At 48.0% G+C, this 17853-nt stretch carries 15 protein-coding genes; all 15 read right to left on the reverse strand.

What is annotated here, in order from left to right; genetic code table 11:
- Positions 1-61: 61 nt before the first annotated feature.
- A complete protein-coding gene (gene mreD / locus ACWGXJ_RS19010) occupies positions 62-592 on the reverse strand; it encodes a rod shape-determining protein MreD (RefSeq protein ID WP_069290212.1) in 531 nt (176 codons plus the stop codon).
- On the reverse strand, positions 592-1413 hold the full coding sequence (mreC, locus tag ACWGXJ_RS19015) for a rod shape-determining protein MreC (RefSeq protein ID WP_043882320.1): 822 nt from the start codon (positions 1411-1413) through the stop codon (positions 592-594). The genes mreD and mreC overlap by 1 nt, the downstream gene beginning before the upstream one ends.
- 55 nt (positions 1414-1468) lie before the next feature.
- A complete protein-coding gene (locus ACWGXJ_RS19020) occupies positions 1469-2503 on the reverse strand; it encodes a rod shape-determining protein (RefSeq protein WP_013311600.1) in 1035 nt (344 codons plus the stop codon).
- A gap of 105 nt (positions 2504-2608) precedes the next feature.
- On the reverse strand, positions 2609-3301 hold the full coding sequence (gene radC / locus ACWGXJ_RS19025) for a RadC family protein (RefSeq protein WP_025722728.1): 693 nt from the start codon (positions 3299-3301) through the stop codon (positions 2609-2611).
- Positions 3302-3314: 13 nt separating this feature from the next.
- Positions 3315-3923 carry a Maf family protein gene (locus ACWGXJ_RS19030; RefSeq protein WP_250260582.1) on the reverse strand — a complete coding sequence of 203 codons (609 nt, stop codon included), beginning with the start codon at positions 3921-3923 and terminating at the stop codon, positions 3315-3317.
- Between the two features lie 22 nt (positions 3924-3945).
- A complete protein-coding gene (locus ACWGXJ_RS19035; RefSeq protein ID WP_023989955.1) occupies positions 3946-4188 on the reverse strand; it encodes a DUF4321 domain-containing protein in 243 nt (80 codons plus the stop codon).
- A 121-nt stretch (positions 4189-4309) separates the two neighbouring features.
- Positions 4310-5503: an SPOR domain-containing protein gene (locus ACWGXJ_RS19040; protein ID WP_452567387.1), complete on the reverse strand. Its 1194-nt coding sequence runs from the start codon at positions 5501-5503 to the stop codon at positions 4310-4312.
- Between the two features lie 166 nt (positions 5504-5669).
- Positions 5670-7049 carry a UDP-N-acetylmuramate--L-alanine ligase gene (gene murC / locus ACWGXJ_RS19045; protein WP_250262179.1) on the reverse strand — a complete coding sequence of 460 codons (1380 nt, stop codon included), beginning with the start codon at positions 7047-7049 and terminating at the stop codon, positions 5670-5672.
- A 6-nt stretch (positions 7050-7055) separates the two neighbouring features.
- Positions 7056-8432, reverse strand: a complete 1377-nt coding sequence (locus ACWGXJ_RS19050; protein ID WP_452567388.1) for a bifunctional folylpolyglutamate synthase/dihydrofolate synthase — start codon at positions 8430-8432, stop codon at positions 7056-7058.
- A gap of 36 nt (positions 8433-8468) precedes the next feature.
- Positions 8469-11135: a valine--tRNA ligase gene (locus ACWGXJ_RS19055; RefSeq protein WP_039272580.1), complete on the reverse strand. Its 2667-nt coding sequence runs from the start codon at positions 11133-11135 to the stop codon at positions 8469-8471.
- 409 nt (positions 11136-11544) lie between these two features.
- A complete protein-coding gene (locus ACWGXJ_RS19060) occupies positions 11545-12876 on the reverse strand; it encodes a LysM peptidoglycan-binding domain-containing protein (RefSeq protein ID WP_069290217.1) in 1332 nt (443 codons plus the stop codon).
- Positions 12877-13002: 126 nt separating this feature from the next.
- Positions 13003-13917 carry an RluA family pseudouridine synthase gene (locus ACWGXJ_RS19065; RefSeq protein WP_452567389.1) on the reverse strand — a complete coding sequence of 305 codons (915 nt, stop codon included), beginning with the start codon at positions 13915-13917 and terminating at the stop codon, positions 13003-13005.
- Positions 13914-15218 (reverse strand): glutamate-1-semialdehyde 2,1-aminomutase, encoded by a 1305-nt coding sequence (hemL, locus tag ACWGXJ_RS19070; RefSeq protein ID WP_452567390.1) that lies wholly within the window; start codon positions 15216-15218, stop codon positions 13914-13916. The genes ACWGXJ_RS19065 and hemL overlap by 4 nt, the downstream gene beginning before the upstream one ends.
- A 30-nt stretch (positions 15219-15248) precedes the next feature.
- Positions 15249-16247 (reverse strand): porphobilinogen synthase, encoded by a 999-nt coding sequence (gene hemB / locus ACWGXJ_RS19075; protein WP_452567391.1) that lies wholly within the window; start codon positions 16245-16247, stop codon positions 15249-15251.
- A gap of 47 nt (positions 16248-16294) precedes the next feature.
- A complete protein-coding gene (gene cobA, locus ACWGXJ_RS19080; RefSeq protein ID WP_452567392.1) occupies positions 16295-17851 on the reverse strand; it encodes a uroporphyrinogen-III C-methyltransferase in 1557 nt (518 codons plus the stop codon).
- Positions 17852-17853 lie beyond the last annotated feature (2 nt).

Genomic DNA, 17853 nt, shown 5'->3' on the forward strand with positions numbered 1-17853 from the left:
ATCATTTCGTCCCCGGGACGTCAAATCCCTGCTAACCCGGACAAAATGTGTGTAAAAAGACCTAGACGGCCTCTTCCTTTTTCACACGGGTACCCAAACGCTGCAATTGCTTGCGAACCGGGACATAAATGATGAGGGCGAACAGAAAATGGATAAATAAATCAGGAATCATATACTGAGCAAGTGCCCAATTGAAAGTCTGATGATTCAGCTGGAACAGCTGATCAATAGCAAAAAGCATAGAATCCAGCAGGAAACTACCAATCAACACGGCTGCCATCATAATAGGCATCGGCGCACGCCTGGCTGTAAAAACAAGCCCCAATAAGTATGCAGACAACCCCATTGCAAAAGAGTAAGGCCCAATGATAAACCCGTAGAACACTACATCATGAATAAGTCCAAAAACAATACCTAGCACCAATGCTGTATGACGACTGTAATACACAGACACAAACAAGATCACGACATATACAAAATTCGGAACCATTCTTGAATGCCAACTATCCGGAAGAAGCCACGGAAGAATCGTCCCTTCAGCTATAAACAGTACAAACAGCAGCAGTATTAGAACCTGACCGCGCATCTTCATTATTCCGGTACCTCAGGAGTATAAAGGATGAGCAGTTCTTTCCAATCCACAAAGCTGGCTGCCGGTTTAATAATCGCTGTCCGTGTTTTGCCAAATTCCCCAACCTGAATCTTCTCTACCGTTCCAATCATTAGGTTTTTGCGGAATTTCCCACCTGCACCAGATGTAATAATCTGATCGCCCTTTGCGATTGGGTCTTTTTCTTCAATGCGAGTCATTTGAAATCTGTTCGTACCCGGATCATAGCTTTCAATCATACCAAACGATTGATTCTCCTTGCCCAAGACTGTCGCTGCAATGGCATAAGAATTCGGATTTTTAGGATCCAATGTAGTCAACAACGTAACGGTGGACGTAAAATTCCCCGTACGACTAATGACTCCTACAAATCCTTCAAGCGAACTGACTTCCTGACCAACCTTCGCTCCGTCCTTCTCACCAATATCGATCACAAGCGTTTTGGAATCATTGCTGACGCTGTTCACTTGAGCAACACGATAATCATAATTATTTTTCGCCTTTTGCGTTTGGGTGAACTTCAGTTCATTCTGCAGTCTGGCATTTGTTTCAACATAATTATGGGTCTGAATCTGGTCACGAGTCAGCTTTGCCACAGCAATTTTTAATCGTTCATTTTCTTCGTAGATGCTGCGCATATTTCCGATATCTTCAAAGAAGCCCGCTATTGCTGAAGCGGGCCTGTAAAAGATACCTTGCACAAAGCCAATTGAATCTCTGGCGAACTTCTCGGGCCAGGTTAAGGAATTTCTCTGTCCAAGTGTAATCCCCATAAGGGCAATAAACAGAACGATTCCGATCAATAGAACAAATAGTCTTTTATTGCCAAACAGCTTAAACAGTTCCTACACCCCCGATTCAACGTTTGGAACGGACGGCAGAACTGCTGCGCGATTTGAACAAATGAATATTTTCCAGCGCTCTGCCTGTACCGATTGCCACACAATCCAGAGGATTTTCTGCTACGATCACCGGCATTCCGGTTTCACCTGCCAACAGCTTGTCCAGATTACGCAGAAGTGCTCCACCACCAGTCAGTACGATTCCTCTATCCATGATGTCCGCTGCCAACTCGGGAGGGCATTTTTCCAGTGTTACTTTGACCGCATCCACGATTGCATTGACTGTATCCGATAATGCTTCGCTAATTTCATCAGAAGTAATCGTAATCGTCTTCGGCAAACCTGTTACCAGATCACGTCCGCGGATTTCCGAGGTTTCCACTTGCTCTAATGGCATAGCTGAGCCAACTTCCATTTTCAGTTGCTCTGAAGTCCGTTCACCAATCATCAGATTGTATTGACGCTTTACGTATTGGATGATGGACTCGTCCATTTCATCACCTGCCACACGCACGGAGCGGCTTGTTACAATCCCGCCCAGGGAGATGACTGCCACCTCGGTTGTACCACCACCGATATCGACAACCATACTTCCTGTTGGCTCCCATACAGGAAGATCAGCGCCAATTGCTGCTGCAAACGGCTCCTCTATCGTATATGCCTCTCTTGCACCTGCTTGCTTCGTCGCATCTTCAACAGCACGCTGCTCCACCGCAGTAATGCCTGAAGGCACACAAACCATCACGTTCGGATGACGTGGAAACAAAGAGCGTTGGGCTTGCGCCTGACGGATAAAATATTTGATCATCGTTGCTGTTGTATCAAAATCAGCAATGACACCGTCTTTCATCGGACGAATCGCACGGATATTTCCCGGTGTGCGACCGATCATTTTTTTCGCAGATTCACCAACAGCCTCAATGGTTTTTGTATCTGTACGCAAAGCAACTACAGATGGTTCACGAACCACAATTCCTTTACCTCTTACGTATACAAGCGTGTTTGCCGTCCCCAAGTCTATTCCCAAATCTTTTGTAAAGCCACCCAGCATGATGTAATCTCCTTTTCTCTTCCCTGAAATCTGTTATCCATGTATAAACGGTTTATTCAGGCCGGATTATCCGGTCGTGTTTAAATGTTTGATTTAAATATTATATTATATCAGACCTTGTTCCTTCAAACTTACAAAGGTCCCGTCCCCGATCACAATATGATCAAGCACGTCGATACCCACGATGTTGCCCGCTTCCATCAGGCGACGAGTCAACTGAACATCCTCTGGGCTTGGCTTCGGATCACCGCTCGGATGGTTATGAGCGCAAATTATTGAAGCACTGCTGCATTTGATTGCTGCCCGAAATACTTCACGAGGATGCACGATGGCAGAATTCAGGCTACCCATAGATAGTGTTTCCTGAGCAATGACATGATTTTTAGTGTTAAGGAACAAGCATACAAAATGCTCTTTCTGCAAATAACGAAGCTGCTCAAACAGCAGATCTGCCACATCCCGCGGGCAACTAATCACCGGGGTCTCCAAATGGCGAGACAATGCTAATCGACGCCCCAGTTCGATACCCGCTTTTAGCTGTATCGCTTTAGCATCCCCAATGCCCTTAATCTGGGTCAACTCGCTCAAGCTCATATCCACCAGTTGACGCAAATTTCCTGCCTGCTGCAAAATACGCTGCGCTAAATGCACCGAAGACTCATTTTGCGTTCCTGTACGCAGCAATATTGCCAGCAACTCCGCGTTGCTTAAGGCATCCGCCCCATATGTCATCATGCGCTCTCTTGGTCGTTCTTCATGGGGGAGGTCGCGAAGCATCAGTATTGGCGACTCCAGCATATGTTTATCCCCTTTATGGACGCAACACATTCACTCCAAAATCGGACAGCATGTCCGACAGCAAGGAAAGCGGCAATCCTACGACGTTAAAATAACAACCCTGAATAGATTCCACCAGCGTAGCACCCATGCCTTGAATGCCATACGCTCCTGCTTTATCAGACGGTTCACCAGTATTCACGTATGCCACAATTTGCTCTTGACTCAGAGGCTTCATTGTAACCTCCGTTTGGCGATGTCTGACAAGCATTTCGCCGGTTCCGGTATGTATGCAGGCTACCCCGGTGTACACACGGTGTGTTCTTCCCTGCAATGAAGTCAGCATGCGAACCGCGTCCGCATGGTCGGCAGGCTTGCCCAATACCGAACCATCCAGCACGACAATGGTATCACTGCCAATCACCAGTCCGGCTTCCTTCGACTGAGTGGCGGTGTTCACGACCGCTTCGGCTTTGCGTGCCGCAAGGGTCTCCACGATTTGCTGAGGCGTCCAGCTCTCAGGCGTGCTCTCATCCGCATGACTCGGCACCACCTCAAAGGGGAGTCTCAAAAATGCGAGTAATTCCTTCCTTCTTGGTGAAGTCGATGCCAGAATAATGCGGGGCGTAATTTTCCCGTCCATAAGGGAAGCTCCTTTTCATCAGTTAGAGCCTGCGGTACAGCCAGAACGCGGCAATGATGCCGATCAGACTAAGCAGGCTCAATTCAAAATTTATCGTTATGTTGTAGCTGATAATATCCAGGTCCGCTCTCGGCGACCAAGATATCCTAGTGGGGTGGGTCAGAAAGGAAAGGAATTTGATCGATTGAAGGGCTTTGGCAATCCATGCACCCAAGAGCCAACCGAGCAACAAAAACAGTATAAGCATTCCTACATTTTTTTTCATCCTGATCTTCCCTCGCCATTTTTTGACACCTTCATTATTATACGGTGATTTGTACTGCAATACAAACAGAAATCCGGCATGGGGAACTATTTCCAGTTCCTTGCCGGAAAATATGGCTAGTCTATTGTTTTATGAATTGGATAAATTCCTTCTCACGCAAAACATATTCCATCATGGAGGACTGAACCTCCCAAATGTGTTCCTTGGCTGTATTCTTATTATATTCCCCAAGTGCAGAGATCGCGCTGTTCATCGCCTTTTCAAGTGAGGTTGCGGAAGCAACCGCTTCCTTTGGAAGACCGGTAGGAAGTGCAGTGATATTTTGTGTCCACTGCTGATGCAGGTCGTTCAGCTCCTTCATGTCGGAGGCTGGCACCGTATTCGGACCTCCTTCTCCCAGCAAGGTTGAGGAAAGTCCGCTCAACTTACCCACCAATGAACTACTTAACTGAAAAAAGCCAGTGAGTTTATCGCCTTCGCCTCCGTATGCCGCTTTTTCGAATCCAGGCAATTCAAGCTCACGAACATACAATTCGACTCCTTGTGTTTTCAACTGATTGCTGAGTAACTTAGCTTGCTCCCTATCCGGTGATATTCCTGCATATACCCGGTTTTGGTCCTCGGTATCCCCTCCTGCTGCAATGCCTGCCTTCAACAGTTCTTCTTTTGCTTGTAAGGCCCGTTCTGGAGTGCTGAAAACCCCATATTGCAGCAAATAGTAGGTTTGTGGAGGTACCTGAGCCTCTATGACAGTGACAGGGACAGAATTCTCTTTTGCAGATATTGCATCCACACCAACGGATTCTTTAAAGACCGGTACAGCCTCCTCTACTGAGGGATCTGCTCCCGGGACCATGCCTCCTCCGTTAAACAGTAACAACATAATATATCCAAACATCCCCCCGGTCACCAGTGCGCTGGCTACAGAACCAACCAGTTTCCATCTAGAAGGGTGGGGCGGACGTTTTCTGTACTCTTGGCCAGAATGATAAGCTTCCTCATTCTCTTCTAGGCTATCTGGTAGAACGTCCGCATCTGACCAAGAAGCCGCCGAACGGCCAAAGGGGTCATCCCATCCCTCTTGTACTCTTAATGTCGGAGCAAAGCGCCGACTTGAAATGCGTTTATTCAGATCCTCAGGCTCATTGAGCTCTGCTTCTTGCGTAGTTACAGCATTTTTATTCATTCCTCTAATCGTTTCACGCTGTTCGTTCGTAATCGACTCGTTTTTGTACGGAAGCACCTGTAGCTTATCCTCCCGGCTTGTCTCCGGCAACTGTTGGTCGAACCGGAATGTCATCTTGGTCTTGTTCATGGATGCACTCCCTCCTTGTCCCATACTTCCTCATAGTCTGTTGTATGAGTCAAGCTAAGAATATATGCCCCAGCATTACAAAAAAAGGTATCCCGAAACACAGTCGTGTTCGGAATACCCTTGAATAAATGTAATTCATTGGCGTAACAGCTCATTTTTATACGTATTACACTTGCTGTCCGCGAAGATGGCGCGCTAACGCGTCACCTGCTTTCCAGATATCTCCCGCTCCCATCGTCAGCACAAGATCACCCGGCTGTAATCGATCTTTCAACTCCTCGATCACGGCTTCTTTGGTCGGCAAATAGATTGCATTAGCATTGCTGTTTTGGACGATTAAATCCACGAGCTTGGAAGAATGCACGCCTTCAATCTGTTTTTCTCCCGCTGGTGAATAAATATCGGTAATGATGACTTCATTAGCCTCGCTAAATGCCCGGCTAAACGCATCGAGCAGGAAAAAGGTGCGGCTATAGCGTTGCGGCTGGAATACAGCAATAATACGCTTGCCAGTCGCTCTCGCTGCGCTAATCGTAGCCTCAATCTCTGTTGGGTGATGCGCATAATCATCAATAATCAGTATGTCATTGCTTTCACCTAGTACTTGAAAACGACGCTTCGCTCCGTGAAATTCTACAATAGTAGCAGCGATTTGATCGAATGGAATCCCTGCTTCCAAACAGGATATCACAGTAGCCATCGCATTATACATGTTATGTTTACCTGGTACAGATAGTTCGATCGTTCCGAGTGCTGTTCCCTTACGGCTCATAGTGAAGCTTAATCGACGGTCACCTAATTGGATATCTGTCGCCATATAATCCGCTTCATGCTCCACTCCATAAGTAATGACCCGAGTCTGGAGCTGAGGCAACATTTCCCGGATGTTCTGATCATCTGCGCATACAATAGCCGCCCCATCCGGTCGAATTTGACTCAAAAACTGTACATAGGCACTTTTCAGACGATTAAAGTCGCCATCGTAATTTTCCAAATGATCCGCTTCAATATTGGTTACAATGCCTTGCCAAGGATGATATTGCAGGAAAGAACCATCACTCTCATCCGCCTCAGCAACGACAAACTCGCTTTTACCTGCTTTGGCATTCGTCCCCAAATTCGTGATTTCGCCGCCAATAATATACGTTGGATCAACGTTACATCTTTCCATAACCAGAGCGATCATGGAAGAGGTTGTCGTTTTACCGTGCGCACCCGCAACAGCTATTCCCTTACGTTCGTTAAGCAAGCGAGCCAGCATCTGCGAACGATGCAGAGTTGGAATATTCAATTCTTCCGCTGCCACCCGCTCCACATTGTCACGTGACAATGCTGTTGAATAGACGACGATATCCGCGCCTGCAATATGCTCAGGTGTGTGTCCAATATATATTTTTGCGCCTTTTGCCGCCAGTTTTTCTGTCAGCTCCTGTGATGCCACATCTGAGCCAGTCACGGTATAACCCATCTCCAGCATGACCCGAGCAATCGCGCTCATCCCGTAGCCGCCGATACCGATAAAATGAACATGTTCCGAAGTAATCAACAAATTTCACCAACCTTTTTCCGAATCGGTTTGATACATAAGGGTAGCCCGTACATCCGCAATAAGGTACAGCGTGCCGGACACCACCCCCAGATCTTCCGCTTCCGTATGTGACTGAAGCAGGCCTAGAGCCTTTTTCCAGTCACCTTCTACAATTATTTTTAAATCCGTTTTGGCATAAGACGGCCGCAGCTTCTCCACGAGATGAGCCAATTCAGCGGCATTCATTTTGCGGCGAAAATCGGGCTCGGTCAGGATAAGCGTATCCACTAGTGGCAGTATATGCTGCAAGTATGCTTCATGATGCTTGTTTGACAGCATCCCCATCATTAAAACCAATTTTTTGTACGAATACACTTGAGGAAGACTCTTGGCCAGCGTCTGTGCTCCTTCTGGATTGTGAGCTCCATCAAGGACAATCCTCGGCGAGGTACTGACTTGTTCGAGACGCCCTGCCCAGGCAGTTTGCCTAAAGCCCTCCAGCAATTCTGCATCATCCAACACAAAAGCCATATACTGACGTAGGACCTCAAGTGCCATCATAGCTCCTGCCGCATTAGAACATTGGTGCTCGCCTAACAACGTGATGTCAATTTCCATATGTCGGAAGGGCCCCGCGAATGAAAAGGTCTGAGCTGTTTCATTCCCATTTAGCCGTTCATACGTAAACTGTTCTCCTGCCAGGTACAAGGTAGCTCCTTGCTTTGTCGCCGTTTCACGAATGACCTTAATAGCCTCGGGTTGGGAAACACAACTGACGACAGGTACACCCGGTTTGATGATACCGGCCTTTTCCCTTGCAATCTGTTCGAGCGTATCTCCCAAAATATCCGTATGGTCATAGCCGACATTCGTAATAACTGAGACGATTGGATTCACGATATTAGTTACATCCATCCTTCCCCCGAGACCTGTCTCCCATACCACAACATCTGGGAAAGATACCGTAGCATAGTATAAAATAGCCAATGCTGTCGATACCTCAAACATCGTAGGTGATCCCAATTCACTATCTGCGATTTCTTTCACCAACGGATACAAGCGATTGGCAAGCAAAACCAGCGTTTCATCGGGAATATCGGTCCCATTGAATTGAAAACGGTTCGTAAATCGGGTGATGTACGGAGACGTAAAAGTTCCGACATCGTACCCACATTTCAGTAGCACAGAGGTCAGAAAGGCACAAGTTGAGCCTTTACCGTTGGTTCCCGCAATATGCACAAATTTCAGATGTCGTTGCGGATCACCCAATTTACTCATCAGCTGTTCAATTCGTTCCAATCCGGGTCTGATACCAAACGGAATCAAGCCGTTAATCCATTCCACTGCTTCATCATAGCTTTGTAAAGGAGCCGTGTCTCCGCCCCTGATCGTATCTGACATCCTCTTCACCTTCAGGTCATTTTATTGTGAGTGAAATTATCCCTTGAGTTCTTCAATACGTGCGATAACTTTAGCGCGCTTATCTGAGTAATCGGCTTGCTTGGCCTTCTCTTCCTCGATGACTTTAGCTGGTGCCTTCGCCACAAAGCCTTGGTTAGATAACTTTTTCTCCACGCGCTCCACTTCACTGTTCAAATGCTGAAGTTCTTTTTCCAGTCTGCTAATTTCCTGGGCAATATCAAGCAGTCCGGCCAGCGGCAGGTATAGCTCTGCGCCGCTAACTATAGATGTCATCGCTTTATCTGGAACGGTGAATTCTAATCCCGCGTCGAATTCAGACGTATTACAGAATCTACGTACATATTCCCCATTGCGGTTAATGATATCGAGAACGGCTTGATCACCGGGTTTTATGAGTAATTCAATTTTTTTACTCATCGGCACGTTGACTTCAGCACGGATATTGCGCACAGCGCGAATTACGTCGATCAGCAAATTCATTTCTGCAACTGCATCCTTATCCTCAAAAGAAGGATCATAAACAGGCCAAGCGGCCAGTGTAATCGTCTCTCCCTCATGCGGAAGATGCTGCCATATTTCCTCAGAGATAAACGGCATGAACGGATGAATCATGCGCAGTGTCCGATCCAATACATATGCAAGTACGGACTGCGTTTTCTTTTTCGCCTCTGCATTTTCGCCATATAGGGAAAGCTTCGCAAACTCGATGTACCAGTCGCACAAATCATCCCAAATAAAGTTATACAGAAGGCGGCCTGTCTCGCCAAATTCATAAGCATCTATTAGACGCGTGATGTCGCGTGAAGTTTCGTTTAGACGATGCAAAATCCAACGATCAGCGGTGCTCAAGTCACCAGTAATGTCTATATCTGCCGAAGTGACGCCTTCCAGATTCATCAGCGCAAAGCGTGACGCGTTCCAGATTTTATTGGCAAAGTTACGGGCCTGCTCCACCCGCTCCCAGCGGAAACGAAGGTCTTGCCCAGGCGTGCTACTGGTGGAAATCATATAACGCATGGCATCGGTACCATATTGGTCAATCACGTCGAGCGGATCAACACCGTTGCCGAGGGATTTGGACATTTTTCTACCGTCCGCATCGCGAACCAACCCGTGCATAAGTACGTCCTTGAACGGAATCTCTTCCGTAAACTCCAACGCGGTAAAAATCATACGCGATACCCAGAAATAAATAATGTCATAGCCTGTAACCAAGACATTAGTCGGATAGTAGCGTTTGAGGTCCTCTGTCTGCTCAGGCCAGCCCAGTGTCGAAAACGGCCATAAAGCCGAGCTGAACCAAGTATCCAGCACATCCTCATCCTGTTTTAACTTTCTGCCAGCATACTCAGGCAAAGTTGTAGGGTCCTCCGCCGATACAATAACTTCTCCAGTTTCTTCGTCGTACCAAGCCGGAATGCGGTGTCCCCACCATAATTGACGGGAAATACACCAGTCACGCACATTTTCAATCCAATGCAGATAAGTACGTTCAAAGCGATCCGGTACAAAGTTTACACCGTTGCCAGCCTTCTGCACTTCAATCGCTTTAGCTGCCAGAGGCTTCATTTCCACAAACCATTGTGTGGACAGATAAGGTTCAACAACTACACCTGTACGTTCGCTGTGGCCTACTTGGTGTACGTGCTCTTCAATACGAATCAGTACGCCCTGCTCTTTCAGATCAGCGACGATTTGCTTACGGCAATCGCTACGATCAAGGCCCTGATATTTGCCTGCTTCGGCATTCATCGTTCCCGTTTCGTCCATCACCGTAATTTGTGGCAGCTGGTGACGTTGTCCCATTTCAAAGTCATTCGGGTCGTGAGCCGGTGTAATTTTAACCGCGCCGCTACCGAAATCTTTATCAACATAATCATCCGCAATGACCGGAATTTCCCGTCCGATGATTGGGAGCACAAGTGTTTTGCCGATCATTTGCTTGTAGCGTTCATCTTCCGGGTGTACAGCTACAGCTGTATCGCCCAGCATCGTTTCAGGACGTGTAGTGGCTACCGTAATAAATCCGCTACCGTCTTTCAGTGGATATTGCAGGTGATACAGATTTCCGTTCACCTCTTTGTATTCCACCTCAATGTCCGATAATGCAGTACGTGCAGCAGGGTCCCAGTTAATGATGCGTTTACCGCGATAAATCAGACCTTTCTTGTACAGTTTAACGAATACCTCACGTACCGCTTGGGACAGTCCCTCATCCAGCGTAAAACGCTCACGAGAATAATCGAGAGAAAAGCCCATCTTTTCCCATTGGTTATGGATATTATCTAGATAAAGATCCTTCCACTCCCACACTTTCTCCAAAAACTTCTCGCGGCCCAAATCATAACGTGTCAGGCCTTCTTCACGCAGCTTTTGCTCTACCTTTGTTTGGGTAGCAATACCCGCATGGTCTGCCCCTGGTAGCCACAAGGCATCATACCCCTGCATCCGCTTAGCGCGAATAATAATATCCTGCAAAGTAAAGTCAAGAGCATGTCCAATATGCAACATACCTGTAACATTCGGTGGTGGAATAACGATTGTAAAAGGCTCTGCCTCTGGATGTTGTCCAGCGCGGAAATAGCCCTTCTCCATCCACGTTTTGTACCATTTTTGTTCTGCTGATTTTGGATCGTACGTTGTTGGCATTTCCAAGGTTGTCTTGTTGTCTTGTTCTGACATATCAGGATACCTCCATGATTTTTCAATTGGCAAATAAAAAAAGCCTTTCATCCTCAAAGGACGAAAGGCTGTTCTCTCGCGGTACCACCTTTGTTTCACCCCTTGTGTATGTATCCACTGATCCATTACACATGGTGTGACACTTTATGCAGATAACGGTTGCGGACCGGCCTTATTCTACCGTGAGCCTCTTATCTTCCGTAGGAATTAAATGAGGAACCGTTCAAACAGGCGACTCCCGGGTGACTTCGGCCAGTAGCTTCCTGCGGAACCTCACAGCGCTGCAATTCCACTCTCTGAAGGGCTTGCTGCCTACTCTTCCCGATCTCAGTCTTTCAATAACTATACCACATCATACATTTCCCATTGACTATAGTCAACACCCGCCGTGCATTTTTCAGCAACCGGATCAAGGGATATACAATACCTGTCCTTCTTCCACATGATGCTCCGCCAATCTGTTATACAGTTGAAGCTCACGTGTGCTGAGCTGATAACGGTCAGCTATGGTTTCCAGTGTATCCTCGCGCTGTACAATGCATAACCGCACCTTGCGAAAAGGTGTTTCATCTTGTGTATGAAAAAAAAGGTTCTTCCACTTGGCATTCTCTCGCTCTTCTTCGGCTTTCTGATCCTGATTCTGCGGCTCCTGCTCCAACTGCTGCTGGTATTCGGCTTCCTTCACCGAACGGCTGGATTGGAGCAATGATGAGTAGACAACCGGGTCTGGCTCGTCTGCCCCTTCATCCTTTTTACTGTTGAGCGCTACACGCATCTCTGGCTTATCCTCAGTAAAGGTGTCATGGGCCTCGTGGTTAACCTGTTCTGACGCTTCAGGCCTGAAGTCGAAGTTATCTACTTGACTCGCTTCCAACTGTGTCTCCAGATAGACCTCGGACTCCGTGCCAGGATGCGGTTCAGACAGCAAAGGTTCATATACTATATTAGGAGATGCGGAAGATACTTTGGGCTCATTTCCCCCTGCCCATGCTTCCTCTTGCTGAAATCCCCACACTTCCGGAGACCCATGCTCATGCTTGACCTCGGGAGAGCTGTCTTCAACTGCTTTGCCCGTCCAAGGCTCATAGAATCGGTTAGGATCTACTGCCGACTCATAAGCTTGCTGTTCCGACAATGACTTCTGTTCCTCATGGTCCTCAGACGGCTGTTCCCAAGAAACGGACTCCTGTTGTGATGGCACTCTGTAGGAAGTTTCAGGATCTGTAACGTGATCGGAGGACGAGTCATTGGTAGAATAGGCCTCTGCATGATGATGCTCTCCATCGGCGGAAAGGGATTGAACCGGATGCTCAGGTGCATGCACTACGGTAAATTCCTCATCCAGCCAAACCGCCGTCTCCTCCGCGTGCGAGCTTTCCACGCCATGCAAAGAAAGAACGCCTGTAATGTTTAGACTACGTAAAGAAAGCAGGTCCACATCAAAATTTTCAATCTCGACAGAGATATCTTCCAATCTCCCTACGCGGTTTAGCGGAATGGTAATTTCCACAGGGATCAAATGATGAAGCTCGCTCGTGATCTGTTCAGGTGTGCGGTACACGCCCTCCAGCAGCAAATGCCCTCGCAAAGCGGCATGGTCGCCGTGGGTTACAACCTGAATGCGTGGCAGAAGCTCAATTTCCTCCAACTCAGCAATCCCGGCAGCTTCCTCCGTCAAATGAATGCGTTCATAAATATCAAAACGCAAGCCTTGCGGCTGATCATTCTGTTGTTTGTTCAAGGATGGCATCCTCCTTTGGGCAGTCTCCGCACATCCTCTGACTTCTGGTCAGGCGCACGGAAACTCCATATTGCAAACCGTTTCTAGGTTCAAGTATATGCGCCAAAATAGAAGGCATGCCATCTTTTATAGCTGTTTGTGTAGCTTTTGAAAATCATCCGGCCAAGCATCCTCCACGGTAATCGTTTCGCCACTCAGCGGATGACAGAAGGTAAGACGCTCTCCGTGCAGCGCCTGCCTGCCAAAATCAGTAGCCCGCCCCCCGTATAATACATCCCCAAGCAACGGGTAGCCAGCATGACTAAGATGTACGCGAATCTGGTGCGTCCGGCCTGTCTCCAGCGTCAGATATACGAGACTCACTGCACTTGGACCGCTTCCCCATACTTCCCCGAGTTCAATATGGGTAACCGCCTTTTGCCCAGTTGGAGATACACGACGGCGCTGCTTATGATGCCTGTCCTTGCCAATCGGCCAATCCAACGTTCGCAGCGATGGGGGTACTTTCCCTCGTACCAAAGCTACATACCTGCGGCCTATATCCTTAGCTCGCATTTGCTCGTCCAGCTTGAGCAACGCAAATTCATTTTTGGCATATAGCACTGGGCCCGTCGTATCCACATCCAGACGATGTACATGCCGTACCGCCGCATGAATGCCATTCATCTCATAGTAGGATGCGACAGCATGATCCAACGTCAGCGGACCATCCTGCACAGCGCCGTCCGGATGTACTGCCATACCTGCCGGTTTATGCACTACCAGGCAAAAATCATCTTCAAACAGTACCTTCAAATCATACCAACGAGGGGTGATTCCAAGGTTCATTACAGGAAAAAGGGCCAGCCGCAGCCGGTCCCCTGTAAGTTCAATCTCTTTTGCATGACGCAGTCTGCGCCACAGCTTTTCCGGTAATTCCAAACGATTCAGCAACCACTGATCTACAGCATCAGCATTGTTTTTTTCCCCGTCTGTGATTTCCCGTCCTGGCGTGACTTCCAGCCACGGTCCTCTTCTTTTCCAGCCACCTTGCCAGCTCATAGACGTTTGAGCGCGCGATAGTTCGCCTCAATGGTGGCATCAATATCCTCTACCGTATGCACGCCCGACACAAACATACCCTCAAATTGAGATGGTGCCACACTGACTCCCTCATTCACCATTTCAGTAAAGTAACGGCGGAAGTGGTCCTGATTACTCGTTTTAGCTGTGTCAAAATTGACAACCTTTTCTTCTGTAAAAAATGGACAAACCATGGAACCCACGCGATTGATCGTGACAGGGATACCCAGCTCGCTCGCATTACGTTCGAATCCAGCTTGAAGTCTTGCTGCCCGCTCTTCCAGACGATCGTATACTTCTGGCGTCAGCAATTTAAGTGTCGAATAACCTGCTGCCATAGCCAGCGGATTTCCGCTAAGCGTACCCGCTTGATAAATTGGCCCCGATGGAGCAATCTGCTCCAGAATATCGCGACGTCCGCCGTAAGCACCTACAGGGAGTCCACCACCAATCACTTTACCCAGACAGGTAAGATCCGGCGTCACACCAAAGCGGCCTTGAGCCGAATGAAGTCCAACCCGGAATCCAGTCATCACTTCATCAAAAATCAGCAGACTTCCGTACTGCTGGGTTACCTCACGCAAACCTTCCAAAAATCCAGGCTGTGGCGGTACAACTCCCATATTGCCTGCTACTGGCTCGACAATAATTGCGGCAATCTCTTCGCCAAATTTCTCAAAAGCTAGCTTCACCGAAGCCAAATCATTATAAGGGACGGTGATGGTATGGGTGGCTACGACTTCAGGTACACCCGGACTATCGGGCAAACCTAATGTCGCAACACCAGAGCCTGCTTTAATCAGCAAGCTGTCCGCATGACCGTGATATGATCCCTCAAATTTAAGAATTTTACTACGGCTCGTAAATCCGCGTGCGAGTCGAATCGCACTCATAGTCGCCTCAGTTCCGGAGTTAACCATACGTACAATGTCCATAGAAGGAACACGCTCACATACGAGCTTGGCCATTTCGGTTTCTGCCAACGTTGGTGCGCCGAAGCTGGTTCCTTTTACAACAGCAGCCTGTAAAACTTTAACCACTTCGGGATGTGCATGGCCCATAATAAGCGGTCCCCATGAACATACATAGTCTAAATAGGATTGACCATCAATATCATATACACGCGATCCTTCGCCATGGTCAATATATACAGGTGTAATCCCAACAGATTTAAAAGCCCGTACCGGGCTGTTAACGCCACCCGGAATATATTGTTTTGCCTCATCAAAGGCTACTTTGGAGTTCGTATCCTTGCGCACTTTCCGTTGTTCGTCGATCAATCTGACCACTCCTATCTTCTGAAAATAGACTTATTGCTTCAACCATCTTGCCGCATCCTTGGCCGAATAGGTAATAATCATATCTGCACCCGCACGCTTCATGCTTGTCAGAATCTCCAGCACCATTGCTTTTTCATCAATCCAGCCTTGAAGAGCGGCTGCCTTGACCATGGCATATTCACCACTAACGTTGTAAGCCACCATAGGCAGATCAAATTGATCCTTAATCGTGCGCATCACGTCCAGGTAAGAAAGAGAAGGCTTCACCATCAGCATATCCGCACCCTCCAGCACATCAGACTCCGCTTCTCGCAATGCTTCACGTGCATTGGCAGGGTCCATCTGATAGGATTTGCGGTCACCAAACTGCGGCGCAGAATCTGCGGCTTCCCGGAAAGGACCATAAAAAGCAGACGCATATTTGACGGAATACGACATAATCGGAATATGTGAAAAGCCTTCCAGATCCAGCCCCTGCCGAATCGCTTGTACAAAACCGTCCATCATATTAGATGGCGCGATAATATCCGCACCAGCTCTGGCCTGAGAAACGGCTGTACGTACCAGCACCTCCAGAGATTCATCATTCAATACTTCACCGCATACCTCACCATCATGCTCATGCATGTGTACCATACCGCAGTGTCCATGGTCCGTAAACTCACACAAACAAGTGTCAGCCACAACCAGCAGTTCGGGATAACGAGACTTGATCAAACGAGTAGCTTCCTGAACAATACCATCGTCCACAAAAGCCGAAGTCCCTACACTGTCTTTTGTTTCCGGTATGCCAAACAGGAGCACGGCGGGAATGCCAAGCTCACTAATCTCTTTCAGTTCTTCCTCGAGCCGATCCAGAGAAAAACGGTATACACCTGGCATAGAGCTAATTTCCTGTTTCACCCCAGTGCCAAATGTTACGTAGATCGGTTGGATAAAATCAGCGGGATTTAATACCGTTTCACGCACCATACTGCGAATTGCAGCCGACTGGCGCAAACGACGATGTCTAATAAAAGGAACACTCATGAATACAAACCTCCATTTTTTATACATTCATTAGCAAAAACAAAAAATTATAATGTCATAAGAGTACTTGATCGTTTCCAGTCACATAACGATTGGATCAGACTTTCAATGGTTGCCTTCTCTGACATAAAACTCACAGTCAAACCGGCTTGGGTAGCTGTCTCACCGGTCAAAGGACCTATTACAGCAATCGTAACTCCCTCCAGCAGCGACAACGGATCATGGATCCCCATTTGCCTGAGCGCTTCCAGAAAAAAGGTGACGGTTGAGGAACTCGTAAACGTAATCGCATGAATGGCACGTTCCTCAAGCAGCTTGAGGAGCTCGTCATCCTGTGTGTTGGCTGCCAGCACAGTTTGATACAAATCAGCCTCGGTCACATGAAGCCCCATCTCCTTCAGCTTTTCTGGCAGCCACGGCCGTGCTAGATCACCTCGAGGTAGAAATACGTTCTGCCCTGCCTGCAAATCCTGCTCAAACCCTTCGAGCAAGCCTTCTGCCTGAAAAGGGCCTTCGATCTGTTCTGCCACAATTCCGTGTGTCCGAAGCGCTGCTGCTGTAGCTGGTCCGACTGCGGCAATACGAGCTTTGAACAGCATGCGTACGTCCTTGCCCTGTTCCTTTAAGTGCGTGAAAAAGTATTCAACTCCATTAACGCTGGTGAAAAACACCCAATCATATTCAGGTAGTCGCGCAAATGCCTCTTTAATTTCCTGTTTGGTTGGCTCGTCCGAAGGGGCGACCGTCTGAATAACTGGAAATTCATATGGCTCGCCACCAAGCTCCTCAATCCGGCGAACCAGACTGCTGGCCTGCGCACGCGCGCGAGTAACCAAAATCCGTTTGCCAAACAAAGGCATGTCCTCAGCCCATTTTAACTGTTCACGTTGATTGACCACTTCTCCGACAACGATGACGGCGGGAGGTTGAAAATTCGCGGCCTTCACCTTAGCTTCAATATCCGCCAGCGTACCCACCAGCGTATCCTGCTCGGCACGGGTCCCCCAACGGATCAAGGCAACAGGAGTATTTGACGGCTTGCCGTGTTTTATCAGCTGTTCACTGATATAGCCGATCTTGGCTACACCCATCATAAAGATCAGTGTGCCCGTTGCGTTCGTCACTTTATCCCAATGAATACTTTTGTCGAGTTTATCGGGACTTTCATGACCTGTAATGATAGACAGCGATGAGGCCATATCCCGGTGTGTGACTGGAATGCCCGCATAGGCGGGCACACTGATTGCTGATGTGATGCCGGGTATAATTTCATAGGAAATACCGTGTTTACGCAGTAGCCCGGCTTCCTCGCCGACTCGTCCAAATATAGTGGGGTCTCCCCCTTTAAGACGAACAACTGTTTTTCCTTCCAAGGCCAAATCCACCAGCAGCTGATTAATTTCCTCTTGCTTCATGGTGTGACGATCTGGCAACTTGCCGACATAGATTTTTTGGGCACCTGGCTTCATCAATCCCAAGAGGCGCGGGCTTGCCAGTCTGTCGTATACAATGACATCGGCCAATTGAATGCATTCCCAACCCTTGACCGTAATTAATCTTGCGTCTCCGGGTCCTGCACCTACCAAATATACTTTTCCTGCCATGC

The organism is Paenibacillus sp. S33, from assembly GCF_053615415.1.

Bases quoted from the DNA above. Each gene is read 5' to 3' on its own strand.
- mreD (WP_069290212.1), bottom strand. From the start codon at position 592: ATGAAGATGCGCGGTCAGGTTCTAATACTGCTGCTGTTTGTACTGTTT.
- ACWGXJ_RS19020 (WP_013311600.1), bottom strand. From the start codon at position 2,503: ATGCTGGGTGGCTTTACAAAAGATTTGGGAATAGACTTGGGGACGGCA.
- radC (WP_025722728.1), bottom strand. From the start codon at position 3,301: ATGCTGGAGTCGCCAATACTGATGCTTCGCGACCTCCCCCATGAAGAA.
- ACWGXJ_RS19030 (WP_250260582.1), bottom strand. From the start codon at position 3,923: ATGGACGGGAAAATTACGCCCCGCATTATTCTGGCATCGACTTCACCA.
- ACWGXJ_RS19035 (WP_023989955.1), bottom strand. From the start codon at position 4,188: ATGAAAAAAAATGTAGGAATGCTTATACTGTTTTTGTTGCTCGGTTGG.
- ACWGXJ_RS19040 (WP_452567387.1), bottom strand. From the start codon at position 5,503: ATGAACAAGACCAAGATGACATTCCGGTTCGACCAACAGTTGCCGGAG.
- ACWGXJ_RS19050 (WP_452567388.1), bottom strand. From the start codon at position 8,432: ATGTCAGATACGATCAGGGGCGGAGACACGGCTCCTTTACAAAGCTAT.
- ACWGXJ_RS19055 (WP_039272580.1), bottom strand. From the start codon at position 11,135: ATGTCAGAACAAGACAACAAGACAACCTTGGAAATGCCAACAACGTAC.
- ACWGXJ_RS19065 (WP_452567389.1), bottom strand. From the start codon at position 13,917: ATGAGCTGGCAAGGTGGCTGGAAAAGAAGAGGACCGTGGCTGGAAGTC.
- hemB (WP_452567391.1), bottom strand. From the start codon at position 16,247: ATGAGTGTTCCTTTTATTAGACATCGTCGTTTGCGCCAGTCGGCTGCA.
- cobA (WP_452567392.1), bottom strand. From the start codon at position 17,851: ATGGCAGGAAAAGTATATTTGGTAGGTGCAGGACCCGGAGACGCAAGA.